Annotated in this window: 22 protein-coding genes; 7 read left to right on the top strand and 15 right to left on the bottom strand. The window is 45.4% G+C overall.

What is annotated here, in order from left to right; all coding sequences use genetic code 11:
- Window positions 1–37 precede the first annotated feature (37 nt).
- The 4 genes from AZI87_RS15580 to AZI87_RS15565 all read right to left on the bottom strand — a co-directional run bounded on the left by AZI87_RS15580 (window position 38) and on the right by AZI87_RS15565 (window position 3,310).
- Window positions 38–781: a hypothetical protein gene (locus tag AZI87_RS15580; RefSeq protein WP_063208961.1), complete on the bottom strand. Its 744-nt coding sequence runs from the start codon at window positions 779–781 to the stop codon at window positions 38–40.
- A 97-nt stretch (window positions 782–878) separates the two neighbouring features.
- Window positions 879–1,487 (bottom strand): porin family protein, encoded by a 609-nt coding sequence (locus tag AZI87_RS15575; protein WP_253696899.1) that lies wholly within the window; start codon window positions 1,485–1,487, stop codon window positions 879–881.
- A 3-nt stretch (window positions 1,488–1,490) separates the two neighbouring features.
- Window positions 1,491–2,681, bottom strand: coding sequence for an RsmB/NOP family class I SAM-dependent RNA methyltransferase (locus AZI87_RS15570; RefSeq protein WP_063208959.1), 1,191 nt, complete (start codon window positions 2,679–2,681; stop codon window positions 1,491–1,493).
- Window positions 2,678–3,310: a hypothetical protein gene (locus AZI87_RS15565; RefSeq protein WP_253696895.1), complete on the bottom strand. Its 633-nt coding sequence runs from the start codon at window positions 3,308–3,310 to the stop codon at window positions 2,678–2,680. Before AZI87_RS15565 ends, AZI87_RS15570 begins: the two co-directional genes overlap by 4 nt.
- 165 nt (window positions 3,311–3,475) lie before the next feature.
- Between AZI87_RS15565 and nrdR the strand changes: the two genes are divergently transcribed.
- The 5 genes from nrdR to AZI87_RS15540 are packed head-to-tail and all read left to right on the top strand — an operon-like array spanning window position 3,476 to window position 6,305.
- Complete coding sequence (nrdR, locus tag AZI87_RS15560; protein WP_063208957.1) at window positions 3,476–4,060, top strand: transcriptional regulator NrdR; 585 nt, start codon at window positions 3,476–3,478, stop codon at window positions 4,058–4,060.
- A complete protein-coding gene (gene nusB / locus AZI87_RS15555) occupies window positions 3,999–4,406 on the top strand; it encodes a transcription antitermination factor NusB (protein WP_063208956.1) in 408 nt (135 codons plus the stop codon). Before nrdR ends, nusB begins: the two co-directional genes overlap by 62 nt.
- Window positions 4,406–4,858, top strand: a complete 453-nt coding sequence (locus tag AZI87_RS15550) for a hypothetical protein (RefSeq protein ID WP_063208955.1) — start codon at window positions 4,406–4,408, stop codon at window positions 4,856–4,858. The genes nusB and AZI87_RS15550 overlap by 1 nt, the downstream gene beginning before the upstream one ends.
- Window positions 4,859–4,899: 41 nt before the next feature.
- Window positions 4,900–5,457, top strand: coding sequence for a hypothetical protein (locus AZI87_RS15545; RefSeq protein ID WP_063208954.1), 558 nt, complete (start codon window positions 4,900–4,902; stop codon window positions 5,455–5,457).
- Window positions 5,457–6,305, top strand: a complete 849-nt coding sequence (locus tag AZI87_RS15540; protein WP_063208953.1) for a pyruvate, water dikinase regulatory protein — start codon at window positions 5,457–5,459, stop codon at window positions 6,303–6,305. Before AZI87_RS15545 ends, AZI87_RS15540 begins: the two co-directional genes overlap by 1 nt.
- Here AZI87_RS15540 and AZI87_RS15535 read toward each other — a convergent pair whose 3' ends face one another.
- From AZI87_RS15535 to AZI87_RS15515, 5 genes are all read right to left on the bottom strand, one after another.
- Window positions 6,306–6,713, bottom strand: coding sequence for a hypothetical protein (locus tag AZI87_RS15535; protein WP_063208952.1), 408 nt, complete (start codon window positions 6,711–6,713; stop codon window positions 6,306–6,308). It abuts the gene before it with no gap.
- Complete coding sequence (locus tag AZI87_RS15530; RefSeq protein WP_063208951.1) at window positions 6,710–7,735, bottom strand: hypothetical protein; 1,026 nt, start codon at window positions 7,733–7,735, stop codon at window positions 6,710–6,712. The genes AZI87_RS15535 and AZI87_RS15530 overlap by 4 nt, the downstream gene beginning before the upstream one ends.
- 74 nt (window positions 7,736–7,809) lie before the next feature.
- The gene (locus AZI87_RS15525) at window positions 7,810–8,232 is read right to left on the bottom strand and encodes a hypothetical protein (RefSeq protein ID WP_063208950.1); all 423 of its coding nucleotides are present in this window, start codon (window positions 8,230–8,232) and stop codon (window positions 7,810–7,812) included.
- Between the two features lie 69 nt (window positions 8,233–8,301).
- Window positions 8,302–8,982 carry a hypothetical protein gene (locus AZI87_RS15520; protein ID WP_063208949.1) on the bottom strand — a complete coding sequence of 227 codons (681 nt, stop codon included), beginning with the start codon at window positions 8,980–8,982 and terminating at the stop codon, window positions 8,302–8,304.
- Window positions 8,975–9,745, bottom strand: coding sequence for a DUF4423 domain-containing protein (locus tag AZI87_RS15515; RefSeq protein ID WP_063208947.1), 771 nt, complete (start codon window positions 9,743–9,745; stop codon window positions 8,975–8,977). The genes AZI87_RS15520 and AZI87_RS15515 overlap by 8 nt, the downstream gene beginning before the upstream one ends.
- Before the next feature lie 285 nt (window positions 9,746–10,030).
- Between AZI87_RS15515 and AZI87_RS15510 the strand changes: the two genes are divergently transcribed.
- On the top strand, window positions 10,031–10,366 hold the full coding sequence (locus AZI87_RS15510) for a hypothetical protein (protein ID WP_063208945.1): 336 nt from the start codon (window positions 10,031–10,033) through the stop codon (window positions 10,364–10,366).
- Between the two features lies 1 nt (window position 10,367).
- Here AZI87_RS15510 and AZI87_RS15505 read toward each other — a convergent pair whose 3' ends face one another.
- The 4 genes from AZI87_RS15505 to AZI87_RS15490 all read right to left on the bottom strand — a co-directional run bounded on the left by AZI87_RS15505 (window position 10,368) and on the right by AZI87_RS15490 (window position 16,929).
- Complete coding sequence (locus AZI87_RS15505) at window positions 10,368–13,604, bottom strand: tail fiber domain-containing protein (RefSeq protein WP_063208943.1); 3,237 nt, start codon at window positions 13,602–13,604, stop codon at window positions 10,368–10,370.
- Window positions 13,597–13,845 (bottom strand): hypothetical protein, encoded by a 249-nt coding sequence (locus tag AZI87_RS15500; protein ID WP_063208941.1) that lies wholly within the window; start codon window positions 13,843–13,845, stop codon window positions 13,597–13,599. The genes AZI87_RS15505 and AZI87_RS15500 overlap by 8 nt, the downstream gene beginning before the upstream one ends.
- Before the next feature lie 183 nt (window positions 13,846–14,028).
- Window positions 14,029–15,915 (bottom strand): methyl-accepting chemotaxis protein, encoded by a 1,887-nt coding sequence (locus AZI87_RS15495; RefSeq protein WP_063208939.1) that lies wholly within the window; start codon window positions 15,913–15,915, stop codon window positions 14,029–14,031.
- A 108-nt stretch (window positions 15,916–16,023) separates the two neighbouring features.
- Window positions 16,024–16,929 (bottom strand): LysR family transcriptional regulator, encoded by a 906-nt coding sequence (locus AZI87_RS15490; RefSeq protein ID WP_063209593.1) that lies wholly within the window; start codon window positions 16,927–16,929, stop codon window positions 16,024–16,026.
- 76 nt (window positions 16,930–17,005) lie between these two features.
- On the opposite strand from AZI87_RS15490, the gene AZI87_RS15485 reads away from it, so the two are divergent.
- Window positions 17,006–17,728 (top strand): hypothetical protein, encoded by a 723-nt coding sequence (locus AZI87_RS15485; protein ID WP_063208937.1) that lies wholly within the window; start codon window positions 17,006–17,008, stop codon window positions 17,726–17,728.
- Between the two features lie 117 nt (window positions 17,729–17,845).
- Here AZI87_RS15485 and AZI87_RS15480 read toward each other — a convergent pair whose 3' ends face one another.
- Both AZI87_RS15480 and AZI87_RS15475 read right to left on the bottom strand, forming a co-directional pair.
- Entirely contained in the window at window positions 17,846–19,264 is a 1,419-nt protein-coding gene (locus AZI87_RS15480) for a M16 family metallopeptidase (protein ID WP_063208935.1), read from the bottom strand.
- 2 nt (window positions 19,265–19,266) lie between these two features.
- Window positions 19,267–20,664 carry a M16 family metallopeptidase gene (locus AZI87_RS15475; RefSeq protein WP_063208933.1) on the bottom strand — a complete coding sequence of 466 codons (1,398 nt, stop codon included), beginning with the start codon at window positions 20,662–20,664 and terminating at the stop codon, window positions 19,267–19,269.
- Window positions 20,665–20,696 lie beyond the last annotated feature (32 nt).

The raw sequence follows: 20,696 nt of genomic DNA, 5'->3' as shown, positions 1-20,696 counted from the left end.
TGAGCAGCTTCGCTGGTGCGTTTACCGATGGCTCAGACTACTCCATGTGGACTAGTTTGTTTTCGCCGCTTACGAAGTATGTCTCTGTAGACTGTTCGTGAGCCATTGCTGAAGTCACTTTCCATTCCATGTTCATTTGCATTCCTGCAACTGGATCACGTTTTGTTCCAGTGTTGAATACAGAAGGGATCACCGCCGTAGCATCCAATTGGAAGCCCCAACCTACAGATACGTTCGCAGGTTGGAAAGTCGCGTTTGTGATGTATTTACCGATACCGTCAGCAGAACCACCGGCAGTGTAAGTCACACGGTAAGTGAAATCTACAACTGTCATACCGAAACCATTTTCGTATTGAACGTTGTAAACTTTAGATTGAGGGATGTTCCAGCCAGAAAGATCTGACCAGCAAGACAAACCTTTTGGAAGAGCATTTGCAGTGTCCAAGTTGATGTTTACAACCGGGCGACCTGCATTGATCACGTTGAAGATTTTTTTACCGATGTTGATGATTTGATCTACGATCAATTCAACAGCGTCTAGAGGATTCACAGAACCCAATGTTCTGTCGCCAGTGAATTTTGGCGCCAAAGGCATTTGAGAAGAGTTGCAGTCTGCATTCAAACCATTCGCTTTTTTCGCGAACAAATGCATTTGTGGAGCGTATTGCTCAGTGACGTCAGTAACTTTTACTTTTTTGATTTCGAAATAAGCATTGTCTGCTGCGAAAGCAGAAGTAGCCATTCCCAAAGTCAAAGCCATTGCTACTAGAGAACGAATCATTGTGGACCCCCTTAAATTGTTGCCGAGGGTTCTATCAAGCTGAATACGAGCTTTCAAATGAAAAAGAAGTGTGCCAACGAAAAGGGCGCGCGTTGCGTTACCACTCTTTAGTTAGCATAAGCATTGGAAATATCCAGGATTTTGAGTTCGACGTGCTGGATTCAACATTGTCCACAGTCTTCTTTGTGTAGCTTGCCAGATAATAATTTAATGAAGCGCCGATATGAAAGCCTTCACGAACCTCGGGGGCCACGGCAAATTGAAGCCAGAAGCTGGTTCCCTGCCAGGTCTCGGTGTCACTGCCACTTTTGTAAGAAGCTCGGCTTAAAATATTATAAGCGGCACCCAAACTGTAAAGTTCGTTACGACCAAACTGCCACTTCAAATAAGGACCCGTATCCTGAGAGGCGAAACTCAATTCCTCATCGCCACTGTCCGTGTGAGAGATGCCCGAGTAATTCCACCCGCCCCAGATGTGTTTTTTAAGACTAAAAAGAACGCCGACGTTATAGAAATACTTCGAAGATTTTTTCGCTTCACTGGTAGAGAGATTGTCAGACATATAAGTGCCACCCAATTCAACCAGGGTGCCCGCAGAAGCGGATGTAGAAACTAGAAATATTAGAAGCAGAACGATTTTCTTCACAGAATCTTTATCGGAAGAACTTCGCGAAGGATCAATTACATCCTTCGCATTGTGAATCATTTTTTACTTACGACGTTCTAACAGAGCCGCATAGAAGCCATCATAGCCCTCGACTTCTGGACGTAAGTGCATTTGCTTAATCAAAGTCCAGTCGTCCCCGCGCTCGGCCAAGAATCTTTCGATCTGTTTTTCATTTTCACTCGGAAGCAAACTGCAAGTGGCATAAACCATCTTGCCGCCCTTCTTTGTCATCGGTGAATAGCTCGTCAAGATTTCATACTGAAGGGCATGCAGACGATCAATTTCTTCGTTCGTCAGTTTCCACTTCGTATCAGGATTGCGGCGCAAAACACCCATTCCCGAACATGGCACGTCTAACAAAAGACGATCCGCCGATTCGTACATGCGCTTAATAACTTTTGTTGAATCAATCAAACGTGTTTCAATCACGTCGACACCATCACGGCGTGCACGCACTTTCAGTTCCTGCAACTTCCACTCGTGAATATCTAAGGAAATAATCTTCCCTTTGTTCTTCATGAGCGAAGCCATGTGCAGACTTTTTCCACCGGCTCCCGCGCACGCATCCACCACACGGTGACCTGGTTGCACGTCCAATAAAGGAACGACCATTTGCGAAGCGGCGTCTTGAACTTCAAACAATCCATCTTTAAATGGCTGCGTGATAAAGACGTTTTTTCTTTCGGTTAACTTCAAAGCATGCGGCAAATCCGGAGACACTTTCGTCGCCGAAATCCCTGCTTCAGAAAGAGTTTTTAAGAGAGTATCAGGGTCCGTTTTCAAAGTGTTCGTGCGCAAGAAAACTTCAGCCGGTTGATTCAATGCACGCACGGTTTCTTTATAACCAGGTCCCAACTCTTTTTCTAATCGAGCTGCCATCCAATCAGGAATGGATTGAGCGATCGCGAAGGAAGGCATGTCTTTAAGACGAGCTTGAACGGCTTTCACATCAACGTCAGAAACTTCATCCCAATCAGGAAGTTCATTGCCTTGACGAATCCAGTAAGCGGCCCAGATTTTCCAAAAATCATTGTCGTCCACAAGATACGCCAAAAGACGTTCCCAACGAACGATTTCATAAATGCTTTCAGCGAAAAAACGGCGATCCCGAGAGCCCCATTGTTTTTGAGCTTTCAGATTGCGCTGAATAACTTTGTCTGCGTACTGCCCTTGTTCAAAGACTTCATCAAGGGCGTCAATAATAGTTCCAACTAAGTGCTTATGAATTTTCAAAACGTAAATACCAATCCGCCAGCGAGGAAGGTTCCGTTAAACTGGCCTGAAGAGAGCAAAAGGATGTGGTTTTTTAATCCAGCTTCGATGAAGAAGCCAGTGTTTTCAAAAATATCAAAGAAACGGGCCCCGGCTACGAGCTGATAATCCAAAGAGAGGGCGGATTTGCTGGAGGCTTGTTTGAAAAAAACTCCCAGTCCCACACCCGCTCCGAAATAAAGTGGAAAACGTGAAGAGGCGTCAGGAAAAGTCAAAAGCGGCAAGAAAGACAGTTTCGATGGTGTTTCTCCCCCCACATCGAATTCTGTGTAGTCTAAGCGTAAATTCAAATCCATCGAGTTCTGCCACTCTCCCACGCGGTAAGTGACACCAAAGTTCATTTTGCCAACGTCGTCTTCTTGTCCGTTCTTACCCCAATCGTAAGACTGAGAGCCCATGTAACGCCCTACGTGTAATGCAAGATAATGATCCTGAGGACCACCACCGTATCCGCCACCATAATTTTGAGAGGGTTCTCTTTTTTGGAAGTATTTAGCGGCGGCATCACGCCCCACCACGGGCTGAGACTCTTGGGCCATAGCAACAGAGCTGACTAACAAGGGCAAAATCATGATGAGAAAAGTCTTCACACGCACCTCAATTCTGAGTCTTCAGTGTAACTAACTTTTACCAATGGTGTTAAGCGCATGACGCACATAGACATGTAAGACTGGCCCAAGCGCGGTGAATTGATGATTGACTCTCTAGCGGCGGCTCCCTAATCTCCAGGCGAGTTTAAGGCGGGACCAAAGACTATGAAATGCCCCTTCTGTGGACATGCTGATGACAGAGTACTAGACACGAGAGTGCAAAAAGATGGTAGCATCCGCCGCCGTCGTGAATGCCTTGAGTGTAAGGCTCGTTTTTCAACCGTAGAAACTATCATGCTCGCCTTTCCGTTCATCATTAAGAAAGATGGACGCCGTGAACCTTTCAGCAAAGAGAAAATCTTAAAAGGTCTTCAAGCGGCCTGCCAAAAACGCCCCGTGGGTTTAGCGCAAATTGATGCCGTGGTGGAAAGAATCTCTTCCTGGGTCGTGAATCGTGGGGAATCCGAAATCTCTTCACGCTTGATCGGGAAAAAGGTCATGGCAGAACTTAAACAACTCGACGACGTGGCTTACATCCGCTTCGCGAGCGTGTACCGAACTTTCAAAGACGTTCAAGAATTTGTCGAGACTTTGGAAGATGCTGAACTGCTTGATTTTGTCGATGCAAATAATCCACAATTAAGCCTGACAGCGATGAACTTTGTAGAAAACGAAAAGAAGCCGAATAATGAAACTGACAGCAAGACGACAAGCCCGCGAACTCGCACTCCAAATCCTATTTCAAACTGAGTTCGCTCCTCAGATCAGCTACCAAACATTTCTTGATGTCTTCGAACAATCTGTCGACCCTGAAGTGATTTCTTACGCCGATCTTTTGGTCACCGGTGTTCAATCCAACAAAGCCGCGATTGACTCTAAAATTCAGGCTTCCAGCGCTCATTGGAAAGTCGAGCGCATGGCGACGATTGATCGCAATATCTTGCGTGTCGCAGTTTATGAAATGAAATTCGCCGCAGATCCGATCAAAGAAAACATCGCGATCAACGAAGCCGTTGAAATCGCCAAAAAATTCGGGACCACGGAATCCGCAAGCTTCGTCAATGGTTTGCTGGATCAAGTGGGTAAGGCCCACTAATGGCTTTAAGCGTGCTTTCTCAAGCCAGTGCCTTTAATCCCGGCTCAGAGCTGTGGATCGTACCGGATCTTGAGAAATCACAGTGGACCGCACGCCTTGATTGGTATTTGAATTTCCAATTGTGCAAGGCTTCGCGCCACGTGTCCCCTTCCATTCCTAACTTTCTGCAAGAAGTTCTGTCAGAGACCGAACTTCCTAAAGTGCAGTTCGCCGTTAAAACTTCTCATCCCTTGATGATTGCGTCGGAAGAGCTTTTGCCGAACAAATGGGTTGTCATCGTTCCGTGGCAGGATAACTTAGTGCCTTGGATCGCCCAAGTTTTTGAAGTTTGGCATAAACTCAAAGAACCTTCTTTGCGCATTTTCCTGCCACCTGGACAAAGTGCCGGGAAAGTTCAACAAGAATGGCAAGCTCACCACAGCTTCGAAGATTTCACCGTCGTGCTTGATTAACGCGCTTTTCTTTCTCACAATGAAAGTGAGGAGCGTTGTTCATGGAAAAATTATCTCAGACACTGGTTTCAAAAATTTCAATGGTGCAAAGACGTTTAGAGTCTTTCTTGGACAATGATTTTGAAAACAAAGTGGAAGAGAGCGAAAACAACGCGGTTCTTTTCGAAGCGTCTCGCGATCTATCTTTAGTGCGCGGAATTTCCCATGGTCTTCCTGAAGATCATATCGACCGTGCGATCGTGGTGTTTTCTCGTTTGGCGATGCTTTTTGATTCAGGCGTCCTTTTAGAAAATCATGATGGCCAATGGAAAGCTCAAGCTTCTTTTCATAAAGGCAGCACGCAGCTTTTAAAAAACAATGGCAAAGCTATCGTGAAAATTCCGGATATGACTTTACTCTCTGTTCTCAAAACAGATTCGCGCGCAATGCTGGAAAAACTTCAACTGCAACACCTGGATCCCGAAAATAAAACGACGTGTCTTTTGATTAAAGCCAGTCCGGACTTTGCGTTTATTTTATTCTCTAGTTTTGCTGACCTGTGGTTGAAGGATCATATCGAAAACGTACGTCGTGCATTGATCAATGGATTTGCTGACTAATGACCGACGCCGATAATAAAACCTACACCATCTACATTCTTTCCGATTCGACGGGCGAAACCGCGGCCACGATGATTCGCGCGGCTTTGGTGCAATATTCTACGAAAGACATCAACATCATTCGTTGTAAAAACGTGCGCACAGAAACTCAAGCCGAAGCCGTGATCGAAGAGTGCTTCGAACGCCGTGGAATGCTTGCTTATACTGTGGCCAGCCAACAGCTTAGAAATAAAATCCGCGAAATCGCATCTGGGAAAGGAATACCTTACTTCGATCTTTTAGGACCACTATTAGGAACTTTGGATACTTTCTTCGGTGAACATTCGGAATCACACGTCGGCGCTTTACGAGCCGTGGATGAACGCTACTTTAAGCGCATCGAAGCTATCGAATACACGGTAAAACATGATGACGGTAAAACTTTTGCTGAACTGGACAAAGCCGATATCGTTCTTGTCGGGATCTCTCGCACCAGCAAAACGCCTTTGTCGATCTTTCTAAGTCACAAAGGTTGGAAGGTGGCCAATGTTCCGATGGTATTAGATACACCTTTGCCCGAAGAGCTTTTTAAAATCGATCAACGCCGCATCGTGGGTTTGATCATTGATATGGAATCACTGCAAAGAATCCGCAAAAGTCGTTTGGAAAAATTCGGTCAAGATCCCGGAGGCGAATACGCTTCGATGTCCCACATCGCTAAAGAGATCGAATACGCCGAAAAGATCTTTAAACAAAACCGCCGCTGGCCCGTCTTCAATGTGACGGAGCGAGCGCTGGAAGAAAATGCCTCCGAGATCGTTCGCATTATCGCCGCCCGCCTGGGCCTTCCTGACAGTGTGATCTTTTAATTAAAATGAAAACTTTAGGGCTCTGATTTTTGCAGAGCCTTTTTCTTTTACAAACTCGACATACCCTTGCATGGATTTTTCGCTTCCTTTGACGTCCATGCAAAAGTATTGCGACGTCGCTAAGGGTCGCGTCGGTTGCACGCGGTCTTCTTTGCGACACTTTCTAAGTTCGCCAAAGTCGTAGCCTAATATCAAGAACTCCAGCAGCTTTAATTTTTCAGGACGAGACAGCTTGCTTTCAATGGCTGGTTCGGTGCAGTTAATAAGTTTGGCATCATCGTCTTTGAAGGCATGACAGTTCTTATAGTGATCCCAGGTTTTCTGTGCCGTCCCTAAATCGCCTTGAGAAACCGCTGTCGCACTCATTGATACTAAGAAGGCAAAAGCCAGCATCTGCGATTTATTCATCGTTGGCCTCCACCCGCGTTTTCACCCTGAGGTTGCGCTTGGTGCTTTTTGTTTTGACCAAACATCTTAAAAAGCAAGTACTGAGGACCACCGGAAACCGCGGCGCCCGCCATATCGATAATGTCTTTCGTGGTTTTTGCAGAAGCCTCTTCTGACTGTGAATCACCCGTCCCCAGGCAACGTGGGTGCAGAATTTTACTTGCCACATCAGCAGGGTAATTCTTTTTGAGTTCGTCACAGGCCTTCGCCTTTACAGGACATTCCATATTCCAAGGGGCCGTCATTTTTTCTACTGCCGATAGCATTTCCTTTGTCGCGTAACTATTGCAGTTAATCGTTTCATCCATGGCTTCGGAGAAGTAGTTTGCGATATCAAAAGAACGTTTCTGAACAAAGCGTCCATTTTCGCAGACAATCATCGGAGACGGGCCGTCTAAAAGCTGGCTCCAAAAACTTAAACCTGCATAATTTGCCGCTAAGTCCGCGTAAGATTTTACGCCAGAGCTCTTTAAGCCCCACGGACCATTTTCTTGTTCTATTCCCACTTGCAGTGCGTTTTGAACTTTCTCTTTATCGAGCTTCCCTTTTTTTCCGGCCATTTGCCAGTAGAGGTATCCGTGGGAAAAAAAGTGATCCATCTTATCTAAGCCGACAAAGAAGCTTTTACCTTTCACTTCCAATTTGACGGACGGAGAGAAAAAAACTTTTCCATAACCACGGAATTTATTCAGCGGCGTTTCCTCATAGGACTTGGGACCCGCAAAAGGAGCATTTAAATAAATATAATTATCCACTTTAGGAAAGTTGCGGTCTAAGTCGTCTTCTAAAAACTGCAGGAATTTTTCGCGATCACAGCGATTTCGAGCCTGAAACTGATCGGTTGCCAAAGAAAGAACGGAATTCACAACACGGTTGATATCCGCATTAGCAACAACAGTGTTGGGAGAATGACGGGCCGAAAAGTTGTCCGGCTCAGCGGCGCCCGCAAGAAAAGAGAATGTCAGGAAAAAGAAAAAGGCCATAGAGACATTGTCTCTTGGCCTTTTTGGTTTTTCAAAGCCCCTTTTAAACAGGACTTTGATTTATAGACTGGACCTTAAAGCGGCTTCTTACTTCCCCAGAACGAAATCCCTTGTTCTTCTACTTTCAAAGTAAATTTATCGCCGTTGGAGCTTTCGAAGTGCATTTCATAAGGATTTTTCGCCAGGCTTTTTCCTTCTGTGAAAGCGTTTACGGAGCGCGATTCCACACTCACACTGTCTGAAGGAAAGAAACGGAAAGTACAGCTGGCATCGGTTGCATTACGACCGCATTGAATCTTGATGCTTTCATCTTGTGACAGCCAAAGAAGTTGGTCTTGAGCTTGAAGAGCATCCATAAAGCCCTGCAAACGACCCTGACTGCCGTGCTCGTTCACCAGAACAACCACTTTTTCAGGACGATGAAACACACCCACGGAATCCGCGGCAGCAAAGGCATTGGTAGCCATCAAGCTCAACAGCAAAAACAGGGATTTCATAAAACCTCCACCCCTTTTGCTATTCCCAGCTGGAAATCATGTCAATTCCAAAGCTGACCGAAAGCTTGTTTAGTGTGTTTTTTGATAAATACGGTGATTTGCGTCGCAATAGTCTTCATCAGAACTAAGGTTGGAGTCCTCTAAAAACTGCCGATACGCCTCGGGAGAATCGCTTTTTAAGCGCGTCGAAAAGATATATCCCGTATAGCGACGCACTCGAGTCGTGTTTTTAAGGGGCCCCTTCGCAAATTTGGCTTCTCGATAGACCAATTCATGCAGGACCATAGCAATCTGATTAAGAGCGTCCATATTGGTAAAAAGATCTCCGTTGATAAAGTATCTCTTTCCGTCGGCATCAACCTGATCGTACCTGACAATGGCTTGATAGACGAAACAGCGAGGACGCACATAAACGGGACCTTCATCAAATATTCTAGGAATTTTGCCATAGACAAATTTTGACTGAGACGTGAACTCTTCCATCCAAGTTCCAAACAGGCAAGCGCGTGAGGGGTCTTTTTCTTCAAGATTTTTAAACACCGTTCTTAAAGCCTCAGCAGCATTGGCGGCATCAATATAAGTGAACTTGCGAAGCTCGCGACTCTCATGCAGATCCAGGGCTTCAACAGTTTTTATTCCACCTTCAGCGGGGCAGACGACAGCATCACCACCATTGCCTAAGACGTCTCCGCCCAGAGCCATCGCAGAAACAGAGGCGCATAAGACAAATAAAAATAGAATCTTATTCATGAGAAGGTCCTTTTAATTCCGTGTAAGGGAAGAATTGAATACTTAAATTAAAGACTTCTTTTCGTTTTCCTAATTCCATTCGACGCGAAAATTTTTTTCTAAATTCATCAATCATCTTTTTCGCCTCACCCAAATTATTCATATCGAAAGGAAAAGTGATGGAAGAGTAATATCGCTGTTCTGGCGTGGTCGCGCGAAGAACTTGCGAAGACTTCATCAACACCGCTTCATGGGCATTTTTAATAGCTTCACTTGGAATACCAAACGTCGTCGTCAGATGCGACGCTGTTCTTTCAAAGAACCCCGCATGATCCGAAATCATATTCAAACTTTTTAGAACTTCCAGACATTGCTGAGTGCGCTCGACCGTGATTCCCAATCGTTCGGCAATCTGTTCTGGTTTTACAAAGATGTCTTTCGTTTTTAGCAGACTTAAAATAGCGAAATTCTCCCACCCCGACATGACCGCTAATTCATTTTCGTTCAAGGTACGACGAGTTTCTTTACGGGACGCCGTCGTCACTAAGGAATTAAGTTTTTGTTGTTCAGGAGGATTGAGTTTTAATCCTACGCAAAGCTTCTCTGCATAGAATTCACTTAAAGGACGACGGCCATGCAAAAGATCCGTGAATCTTCCCGATGGAATGCCGCACTTTACGCTCAAAGCACGAAGACTGAGCGGTCGCTTGCGCTGACTGCGAAGCTCTTCGATTTTCATTTTTAGAAAAGAGGCCACTTCAGGATAAAGCTGCTTTTGGTTCATGCTTTGAGCCTTACCAAAGGTTTATTTTTGTATAAAGACAGAAATCGAGATGCTGCTCCCTAGAAAGTAATTAAAGAGCATTCGGCTGAAAAATTACCGGTAATTTGAAAATGCAATGAATGTCCCGAGTGTCCAGGTTGCTTCATTTTTTAAAACCAGGGAGCATCAGGAACCAAGATTGTCAGACGAAAATTCCTTAAACATGATAAACGAGATGCTAAGAATTTTAAACGATAATGGCATCGGTACAATCTTCGCAGTTCAAAATTTTACTAGGAGATAAATATGAAAAGCTGGTTTTTATTTACATTACTTCTTTTGCCCTCTTTGAGTTGGGCAGCGAAAATCCAATGTCAGGCGGGAAAATATCGCCTTCATCTTGAACAAAAGAATGAAGACGTCGTCCTCACCTTCTTCGATGCGCAAGGCAAAGTCGCGATCAAAGGCATCGTCGAAGTCACGGCCCAAGATCAAGGTCTTCACGCACTTCATGCGCCCAGCAACCTAGAGATTACCATTGATGATTTACGCGAAAAAACAATGACCGGCATCTTGAATCTAAATGATCCCGATGCGCGTGAGCTTTCTAAAATAGACATGACTTGTGTACGTAAGAAATAATTTAATTACAAAATGGAGCCTCGGGATCTTTCTGACATAAATACAACTTGATGGCCGAGTTCTCCGTTTTCAAATCGATATTTTGCTTTTGCAGCAAGGTTAGTTCTTTTCTTTGAACTTCCTGTTCAACGTATAAAGATTTAATCGCTTCGATGATAGGCGCGACAAGATGATCGTACGCCACAGACTTTAAACCACTTTTTTCATCAGTAACGACCGTCTCGGGGAAAACCTTTTCCACGTCTTGTGCCAGGACCCCGATATGACGGCGGCTTCCGAATTTCTCTTTGTCGATGTATTCATATTGTACGCCCTGAATTTGCAGTAACTTGGATAGAGAATCAGATAAAGGTTCAATCTTTTCTTTTAATCTTTGATCGGATGAGCTGGTGCATCCCGTACTGGTGCAAACACCTGTTCCCGCAAATCGCAGTGCTGAAGCTCCTCCCAGCAAGTTTATATCTCCGTTTACTACAAGCTTATACGCGGGATTCACCGTGCCAATCCCCACATTGCCGGAAGCATCAACACGAAAACGTTCTTCATAGGATGAGCTGCCAGTTTGTTGTCCTATAACGATGGCTGGCGAGTGCCCGGTTGGTGTCGACACCGCTCCGAAATAAGCATTTTGTGACGTTGTTGCTGTATTGGTAACACCAAAAGTATGAAGCGCCGCCCGATTGTCAGAAGGAGCTGTGTTATTGACTCGAAAGAAGCTATTTTCATATTGGGGAATAACGCCAGCGCCAGATGAATTATATTGGATTCCGTGCGGCACCTCGAGGTAAAAATAATCTTTCATTTCTGACGAGTTCAAAGAAATCCTAAATCCATCTGTGTACAGATTCGTACCTCCAAAGCTGCCGCCGTTGTTGTATTGAATGCGACCTGTGCCTCCAGCAGGTCCTGACGAAGCAGGGAGGTTGCTCCATGTCAGCCCGCCAGCACCATCATGGGTGAGAGCCTGCCCTGAAGAGCCCGCTGTGGCCGGCAAAGAAAGTGTGAAACTGTTTAAGACAGTGTTGGGAGCCTTCAGTCCGACGTAGTGACTTGAATCCAAATCAAAGTAACGAATATCCTTAGTATTCATAAAGGACGTAAAAGTTTTTAGACCCGTTATTGTTTGATTTAAGGACTTAGTAACAAGGTTGGCTGTATCTGGCGAACCACTGAGCCATGTCGTCGTCCCCGTCGCGTAGACAATATTCCCCGCCACAGGATTTAACGCTGTTACGGGGTTGATCCCATTTCCTAACAGCAGACTTCCTGAGTTTAAAGATGTGACTCCAGTGCCTCCCTGATCTACAGGGGTGGTTCCTGCAACTTTCAAAGTTTTTGCCGACGTGCCGTCGAAATATTTTATATCACCCGCATTGTACCACAGCTGACCAGCAACTGTCCCATCGCTGCTCTCCGGAAGCTTCAGATATCTGGTATTGGCGATGTTAACATCTAGCGCGTTTAAAGTTCCAGTCATAGTGTCGCCTGATTTTTGAAGAGCTCCTACGATGCGGGAATCATTTCCGGCAGCCACCGTGGTTGAACTTGTTCCCGTCGTGACACCTAAAATGCCGCCTGTATAACTTAAAGGTGCATTGACTGTCACCGTACTGTAGTTCCCTGCCCCGTTTCTTTGCACGATGCCTGTACTAGCAAGAGAAGATATTTCCGAAGCAGAGATTGAGCTTGTCCACTCAACCCCCTCTGCGGCGGCACTATTTGCGCGCAAATAAGTCATATTAGAGCCCGCGGGAAGTCGAACACTGTTCGTTCCGTTGTGAATAACTAAATCTCCTTTTGTCGTCAGCGGGCTCAGAGCATTGAAGGAATTTGTTTTGGTCGTCTGTCCCGTTCCACCCTTAGATATCGGCACCGTTGCTAGGACTAAGTTGTTATAAGTCCCGGAAACATCGCCGGCAAAGGAAGTGGATGTACTAAGACCACTGCCCGCGACACCTAAAGTCCGAACCGCACCCCCGTCCCAAAATTTAATCACGTTGTTCGAAGAGTCATACCACATCTTCCCCGCATCACTTAAAGTCAGGCCCGCAGGATCTGTTGCGTTGTTTGAAAGATGCAGAGACCTTGAAGGGTTCATTGTCAGATATCCGACATTCTGAAGGGAATTTCCTCCCACCATTAAATCCGCGCCAGAGGCCATCGTGATATCACCCGTCATGGTCCCGCCCGCTAGCGGAAGTTTCGTCGCATCGGAAGAAGAGATCGTCGACCATGTTCCATCGCCTCGCAAATATGTCGAAGCGTCCGCGGTACCCGTTCCTAAAAATGAAGTCGAAACTTTGCTTGAAGAATTCAAAGGTGCAAGTCCGCTAGCCACTCCTTTTTGCAAAGTCACCCGGCCATCCACAAAAGTATCCAGTCCAGAGACATCACTAGTTGATAAAGTCACATCTCCGGTTCTGCCGGCGACAGAGGACACCAGTCCTGTGGAGGTAGAAGGTTCCCACGAAGAGGAACCTGCATCCCAAGTTAAGACTTGCCCAGCCGTTGGCGTTGTCGTGGCTACATTGAATCCTCTGAGGGCATTGGCTGTAGCGGCCGTCGCGGCAGTGGTCGCAGAAGTGGCGGTGGTTGCGGAATTTGCCGTCAACGCCGTTGTCGCCGTGGCGGCATTACCACTGTAGTTTCCATTCAAAATAGCATCTAATTGAGAATACCGGCTCAATAGTTGCTCAAGATGAGTTTGAGTCACTCCCTGAGCCGGGTTCACTTGCAGAAAATCTTCTTCTTTCTTTCCATTCAGCATCTCAGAATTCATCGCGAACGCGACCGCGCGCATATTAAAATCAGCGGTCACGGCGTCAAAGCCTCCCGCTAAACGAGGCATATTGGTAATGATTCGAATTTTGCGTTCATGATGAGCTTGAGGCACGTAGCTGCAATTAAAACCGTTCAACGGCGCTGAATTATCCATGACTTTTTGAAAACTGGGAAGGGGCGATGGATTGCTTGCCGCAGGAACCGAGGCGCTGCTAGAGCCAATGACAAGATTCATGTACCCATTTGTAACGTCCACCGCCGAGTGCACCTCTTCTCTTAGAACACAGTCTGCGACGGGATCTAAAATTTGCAAGCGTACCGTCAGCCCCGAAGCCGTTGGAAAATCGCCGTTGGGGTCTTGAAAAACACCCTGAAAACTAATTCCTTTATTTTGTGCATTCACGCACGAGCCAACAAACAAAAGCATAACAAGTACGGACAAGCTCAATCTATTCATAGAAAACTCCACGCACTTTCCAACCATTACTAGTCACTTTGTTTTCAGTGATTTCACCAAAAGTCGCCGTCACTCGGTAACCCGAGGAAAGTGAAACGACTTCCGCCGAAATGAAGTCTGGATGAATGCGTTTCTTGGCCTGCACGACAGAGTCTTTGTTCAAACCGAGATCCTCGATTTGAGCTTCTAAAGAACATCCGCTAAGAATCGAACAAAGACAAAGAACCATCCACGTCTTCATTTGTGTCACTCCAGATTTGAAATCTGAATTCTTATCGGACTCACATTTCTGCAAAAAAGAGCGCGTCCACGAGATCCGCTACCCAAAGGACGATAGGTAGCATGGTGAGGGCTCATGATAGAGAATAAAAAAAAAAGGAAGAGCTTATAGCTCTTCCTTGCAATTTATTAATCGTGTCGCAGATTAAGCCGCTTTTACGTGCGGCTTTTCTTCTGCCGGTTGCAATGTATGGACTGTCGCTGTGGATTCACTTGATCCGTAAACCACAAGTTTCAGCTCATCCACCACGCCCTTCATAATCTGCGCTTGAGAGTTGATTTCGTCGGCCGTGCCTGCGATCTCTTCTGAAGAGGCAGCATTGGATTGGACCGACTGATCCAACTGATTCATCGCTTTGCTGATTTGTGCGATACCCGTAGACTGCTCTTCGCTGGCCGCCGAAATTTCGTTGTTCAAGTCCGAAACTTTCTTTACAGACTGAACGATGTTCTTAAGCATCTCACCTGATTTTGCCGACTTCACGGTACCACGTTCAATTTTATCAACAGATTCTTTGATAAGACCTGTGATATCTTTTGCCGCAGAAGCGGATCTTTGTGCTAACGAGCGGACGGCTTCGGCAACCACCGCGAATCCTTTACCATGCTCACCCGCACGTGCTGCTTCGACAGAAGCATTGAGTGCCAAAAGGTTTGTTTGGAAAGCGATATCGTCGATCACATTGATGATCTCTTCAATTTGTTTTGAAGACTCAGAAATTTCTTTCATAGAGACTAAGAGTTCTTCCATCTCTTTTTCGCCCTGAACGGCGAATTCAGATGAAGCGGATGACAAGGAAGCAGCTTGCTTCGCGTTGTCTGAGTTCATTTTCACCATCGAAGTCATTTCTTCGAGAGCCGCGACCGTTTCTTCTAAAGAGGCTGCCGATTCACTTGAAGATTGTGACAAGGATTGCCCCGCTATAGAAAGCTGACCAATAGCACTTGAAACTTGATCACCGGAGTTCTGAAGTTTCGAAGAAAGATCACTGACTGTTTTAGAAATATATTGCGCGATCAAAACCACCGCCGCCAACAAGAACAACAATCCAGTTAAGGCAATAAGCACCTGTGTCCATACCATGGAGTTCGCCGACGCTAAGACTGTTTTAGTCGGAGTTCTTACGATCAAAGCCCAAGGCTCTTCCGTGTATCCAATGCTCATAGGAGTGACGACGTAAAGATATTCTTGATTGTCTTTAGCATCTATTCCCGTTAAAACGAGCTCCTTACCCTGCTGAATGGCCTCTTTGAATTTGGCCTCTTCAAAAGGATAAGCCACCGGCTTTGTGATCAGTTTATCATCGGGATGAGACACATAGTTTCCCTTTGCCGTCACCAAATAAGCCTCGGAAGTTTCAAACGGTTTGATGGTAGCTGTTTTCTTTTGCAGCTCTTTTAACGGAAGGTCCACACCCGATACGCCTACAAACTTACCATCAAGAACAATCGGTACCACGGCCGAAGTCATCAACACTTGCACTCCATCAATAGGATACAAGTAGGGCTCAACCATAGTTTCTTTAAGACGTTGTTTGGGCACAAGGTAGTAGTCACCTTCACCCGCATTCGCATAACCGATAAGCGGAGTTAAGCTGGCTTTGCCACCTTCCCAATTTAAATATGGAATAAAACGTCCCGTGGCATCGTGACCTTTGGAGTTTACGAACTCAGAGTCGCGACCATCCCAGGCATTAGGTTCCCACCCGGTCCACGCACCAATAAGAAATTTGTTTTTCTCTAGAACTTCTTTTAAAGAAAACGTCACCGGTTCACGTTGAACATGTCCGTTCTTCTTATACGATTCAAAGAAGTGAGCCATGGTGCGAGCCACATCCAAACCTCTTTCCACCTCAAGTCGCATTTCAGTTGCATAGGCGTGAGCTGTCTCGACAGTTTTTTCTGTTGCAGCTAACTTCGCCGTTTCATGCCCGTTCTTCGCCATTAAGAACGTCATCGTTCCTAAAACGAACAAAGCAATGAGGATGATAGGTACAGCGAGCTTAAGACGAATCGAATAGTGCTTCTTCATTTACATTCCTTCTTTCCGAAAATCCCGAAAGATCAGAATTGGTATCGGAAAAAAAGCTGTAAAGATTAAGGACCCTTAACTCTTTTGAGACAGAAGGCTAGCACAATGCTAGCCCTTTTCTTGTTGAGACATCGTTTGATAGAAGACCTCGACCAAAGCCTTATTCTCTGAATTTTTCTTATAATAGAACATCAAATCGATTTCGTAATGAAGGTCTTTGACGTAGACACGATTCAAGCGGCCGGAGCGCACCTGCTTTTTGATAGAGTGGGCAGGTAAAAATCCCCACCCTAAACCCGCTTCAATGACGCGCTTTAAAGTTCCCACATTGGCCGACTCAAAAATAGATGAAAGATTTAATCCCGCGCTCTGCATTTTAGAATTCACCGTATTGTTAAAGCCCGGGAACTCTTCTGTAAAGTTCACTAATGGGAAAGCTCCGATGTCTTTGAAACTAATTTGTTGGGGCATTTTTTCGTCTTTGCTTGAACCCACGAGCCACATCTCTTCTTTGGCCACAAACTTCTGCTCACTGTTTTCAAGTTCAGAACTAAATTCCGTCTTTACATCAGGAAGTATAAGAATATCGTACAAACCTTTTTTATAACTCTTAATCAGCTCTTCACCGCGATCATAGTCAACCTTCAACATCAGATCAGGGTTGTGACGCATCAGACGGCCCACGATGGGGCTCATCAAGTGCAAACCCAAAGAATTCAAAGTTCCAATGCGCAACTGCCCTTTCATATGCGCACCGATGGACTTGATTGCGATTTCGGCCTGTTGAGTCAGATTGATGATCTTCTTTGCATACTCATAAAGAACTTCACCTTGAGGTGTGGCTTTGATCTGGCGCACACCGCGAACCAGCAGCTCTACTCCTAGATCTTCCTCTAGATTTCGGATCTGTTGCGACACCGCGGGCTGAGTCAGATACAGCTTGTCTGCCGCTGCAGTCATACTTCCTTCGCTGATAACCGTGACGAAAGTGGTCAACTGATAAAGGTTCTTCACAGGATTTTTCTCCTTTGCGCTTTGATCCGAAGGAATTTTGTTATTATACTGCAAACATAACCAACTCGAGGTCAGCATGAAGTATAGCTTGTTCACATCACTCGCCGTTATTCTACTCAGTTTTAGCGCCCATGCAAAAGTCTTTCGTAATGCTTACATCGCATTTGAAATGCCAGAGACTTGGAAATGCAACTTAGAGCAAACCGAATGGGTCTGCCGTAGTGAACAAACCAAAGAATCCAAAGAAGCCATCATCATTTTGACAGCCAAAGAAGTTGGCCCGACGGATACTTTTGCATTGTATGAGTCGCACTTAAACACCCCGATTGCGGTGAACCTTCGTGGTGGTGGTACGGCAGAGTCTAAAATCGTTTATAAAGCGAAAAGCGTGCAAATCAATGATCAGACATGGATTGACTCTCTTCACTTGGGTTCAGAAGTACCAAACTACTTCACGCGATATTTAGCGACAATCAAAGATAAGATCGCGATCTTGGTAACTTTCAGCGCTCATAAGCAATACTACACAAAATACAGCCAAGACTTCTTTAAAGCCGTGATGAGTTTGCGCGTGATTGCTTCCAAAAATCTTTTGGCGAAACCAGACCTTGGTCCTATTCGCCCTGGTTCAGAAACATTAGGCGCCCCGATCAGCTCTGCAATGCCAGCGGATATGATTCAAGGCGATGGCACTGAAGGAAAAGGCAGCAACAAAGCAATGCTTTTAGGTGGCGCTCTATTGCTAGCAGCCTTGGGAGCTTTGATCTATCTTCGCGCTAAAAAGAAAAAGAAGAGATAATCCCATTTCCAGAAATAAGATAAAAAAAGGAGCGCTAAGGCGCTCCTTTTTTATTTTGAGGACACACGCGGGCGTTAGATGCGCCAAGGTTAGTAAAAGTTCCCTGGCACCTTTTAGCTATTTTACTCTTTCGATTTCTGGCTTGTATTTTTCGAACTGAGAGATAATTTTTTCATCTCCATAGACGAGAACTTTAAAGTTGTTGGGATTCAAGGCTCTTTGGATAGAAGCGTTTGAATCTTTCGCATTGATCTTGCCTACGTTTTTATTAAAGTCCGTAAGATAGTCGACAGGGATTCCATAGAAGTCCAACGAAAGCAGATTGTAAGCCAACCGGTCCGCGGTTTCGATGGCTCTTGGGAATTGACCTACTAACTGACTGCGAGCAGCGGCGACCTCAGGATCTTGCGCGCCTGCAGTGACGTAATCAGTAACCACTTTCAGCGTTTCTTCCAAAGTTTTTCCTGCCGTTTCATTTTTTGTAAAGGTAGAAACTTCGAAGCTGCCACGCTCTTTACGCACGTCAAAGAAAGAATAGATCGAGTATGTCAGGCCTAAGTCGTCGCGCACCTTTTGATTCAGGCGGCTGGCAAAGCTACCACCCAAGGCTTCGTTACCCAAACGTAAGCGCAGATAATCGTCATTTTTGCGAGCAATCCCCAATTGAGCGACGCGAATCTGAGTTTGTTGCAAACCTTTTTTCACGACCAATTTCACCTTCAAAGCATCAATTGCTGGAGGCGCTTCTGCAGTCACGACGGGGATAGTTCTTTTTGTCCACTTTGAAAACACATCCTGCACGGACTTTTCAAACTCATCATTAAAGCTTCCCACCACGGCCAATAAAGCATTGTTCGGGCGGAAGAAGGTCAAATAGTGTTTGATGATGTCTTGCTTAGAAATGCTGCGAAGATCTTCCGGCGTTCCATTCACATCGCGCGCGTAAGGGTGATTTCCGTATAGAAACTGATCCATCTTGTCATCTGCATAAGCCGAAGGATTATCCACCTTCTTTTGCAAATTCGCGAGCATTTGTGAGCGAATGCGGCTGATCTCGCTGTCTTTAAATGCCGGATTCATCGTCACGTCAGCAAACAGTTCTAACAAAGTCGTCGAGCCCGTGATCAAAGCGTCTGAGTAAAGTGTTGTGACATCATATCCCGGAGAGATATCAACGCTTGCACCCAATTGACCAAATTCATCGGCAACTTTGAGAGCATCACGTGACTGAGTGCCTTGCTCTAGCATATAGGCCGTTAAAGCATTCAACCCGGCTTTACCCGCGGGCTCCTGCATATTTCCTGTCTTCATCAAAAGTGTGAAGCTCACACGTGGTAAAGAGGCGTCACGGATATAAATAATTTTAAGTCCATTTTCTAAAACCACTTCTTTATAAGGCTGAAGCTTAAAAGAGCCGCTGCCTTTTTGCACATACCCTTGGCCTGGTTTTGCAGCGTCCTTTTTAGAAGAGCTGGAACAAGCCACCATCACGGAACAAATAAGAGGAAGAGTGATTACCAGTGAAAGTCTTTTCATACTTATTCCTTTTTCGCCTTAGGTTCTAAAGTGATGATCGAGCGCTGAGTTTGCTGTGTGTATTTTTCCGCCGCTTTTTGAATATCCTCTGCAGTCACGGCCTGGTATTTCTCAAGATCCGTGAAAAGACTTTCATAAGATCCCGTCACGATTTCGTTCACGGCTAGTGAACGGGCTTTACCGTCCATAGTTTTCAATCCGTCGACAAGGTCTTTCATAACTTGAGTTTTTGCTTTCTCAAGTTCTTTGTCAGAAACTTTTTGATTTCTAAGTTTCCAGATTTCGTTATAGACAATGTCTAAAGCTTCTTGCGTTCCTTGGCCCGGCTTCAAACTGACGCCAAATCCCATGATACCTGCGTCTTTCATCGCGTAATTATAAGCGTAAGCCGATGTCGCGATTTGCTTTTGATAAACCAGTCTTTTGTGAAGACGGCTGGAAGTTCCGTAACCCAGAATATTGGCTGCCAAATCCAAAGCATACATGTCCGGCTCCCCTTGACGAGGGCTGCGATAAGCAACTACGAAAGAGCTGTTTTGCACGTCTTTTCTTAAAGTCGCATTCTGCTGAACTTTTTGTGGCGGCTCTTCTATTTTCTTTGTTTCAGGCAGATCGCGCTTTGGAAGTTTGCCATAATATTTTTCAATCAGGCTTTTCACTTTCGAAGTTTTGAAGTCGCCGACAATAACTAGAACCGCGTTGTTGGGAACATAGTAAGTGTTATAAAAGAAGCGCAGCTTATCCGAATCATAGGCCGCGATGTCTTTCATATAACCAATCACTGGCCATTTGTAAGGATGCACTTTGAAAAGTGTGCCCATCATCAATTCGCGAAGAAGGCCCATGGGATTGTTGTCTACTCTCCAGCGGCGCTCTTCCGCAACGACTTCTTTTTCACTTTTCAAATCTTCAGGACTGATAAGAAGTGAGCTCATTCGATCCACTTCCATATCCATCACCAGCTCTAATTTAGAGCTGGGAAGATTTTCGTAAAAGCCTGTGTAATCATTTGTGGTGAAGGCATTGTTGGTGATGCCATTTTCGTGGAAAATACGATCAAAAGATTTGCCATCGTATTTCTTAGCACCTTTAAACATCATGTGTTCAAGCATGTGAGCGGCACCGGTGACTCCAGGATACTCATCGCGAGAACCGACCCGATACCAAGTGTGATAGCTGACCATAGGAACGGCGTGATCTTCCAGAAGCAGAACTGTCAACCCGTTGTCTAAAACAAATTTTGTGACGGGCAAAGAGATCTTCAGATCATTCTGTGTTGCCCATCCCTTGATGGTGCCCAACGGCTCTTTGATCTCTGGTTTTTGATTTGGCATGGGGTCCACGGCAAAGGCAGATGCGGACATGAGAAGTCCCAAAAGCAAGGTCGTAAAGCGTGTCATAGTTGCTTCTTTCGTTGAATGTACAATAAGCC

Origin of the sequence: Bdellovibrio bacteriovorus (assembly GCF_001592745.1) — a bacterium.
Lineage (GTDB): Bacteria > Bdellovibrionota > Bdellovibrionia > Bdellovibrionales > Bdellovibrionaceae > Bdellovibrio > Bdellovibrio bacteriovorus_B.
Note: the sequence above shows the minus strand (reverse complement) of the source record. Positions and strands in the feature narration are given on the sequence as shown.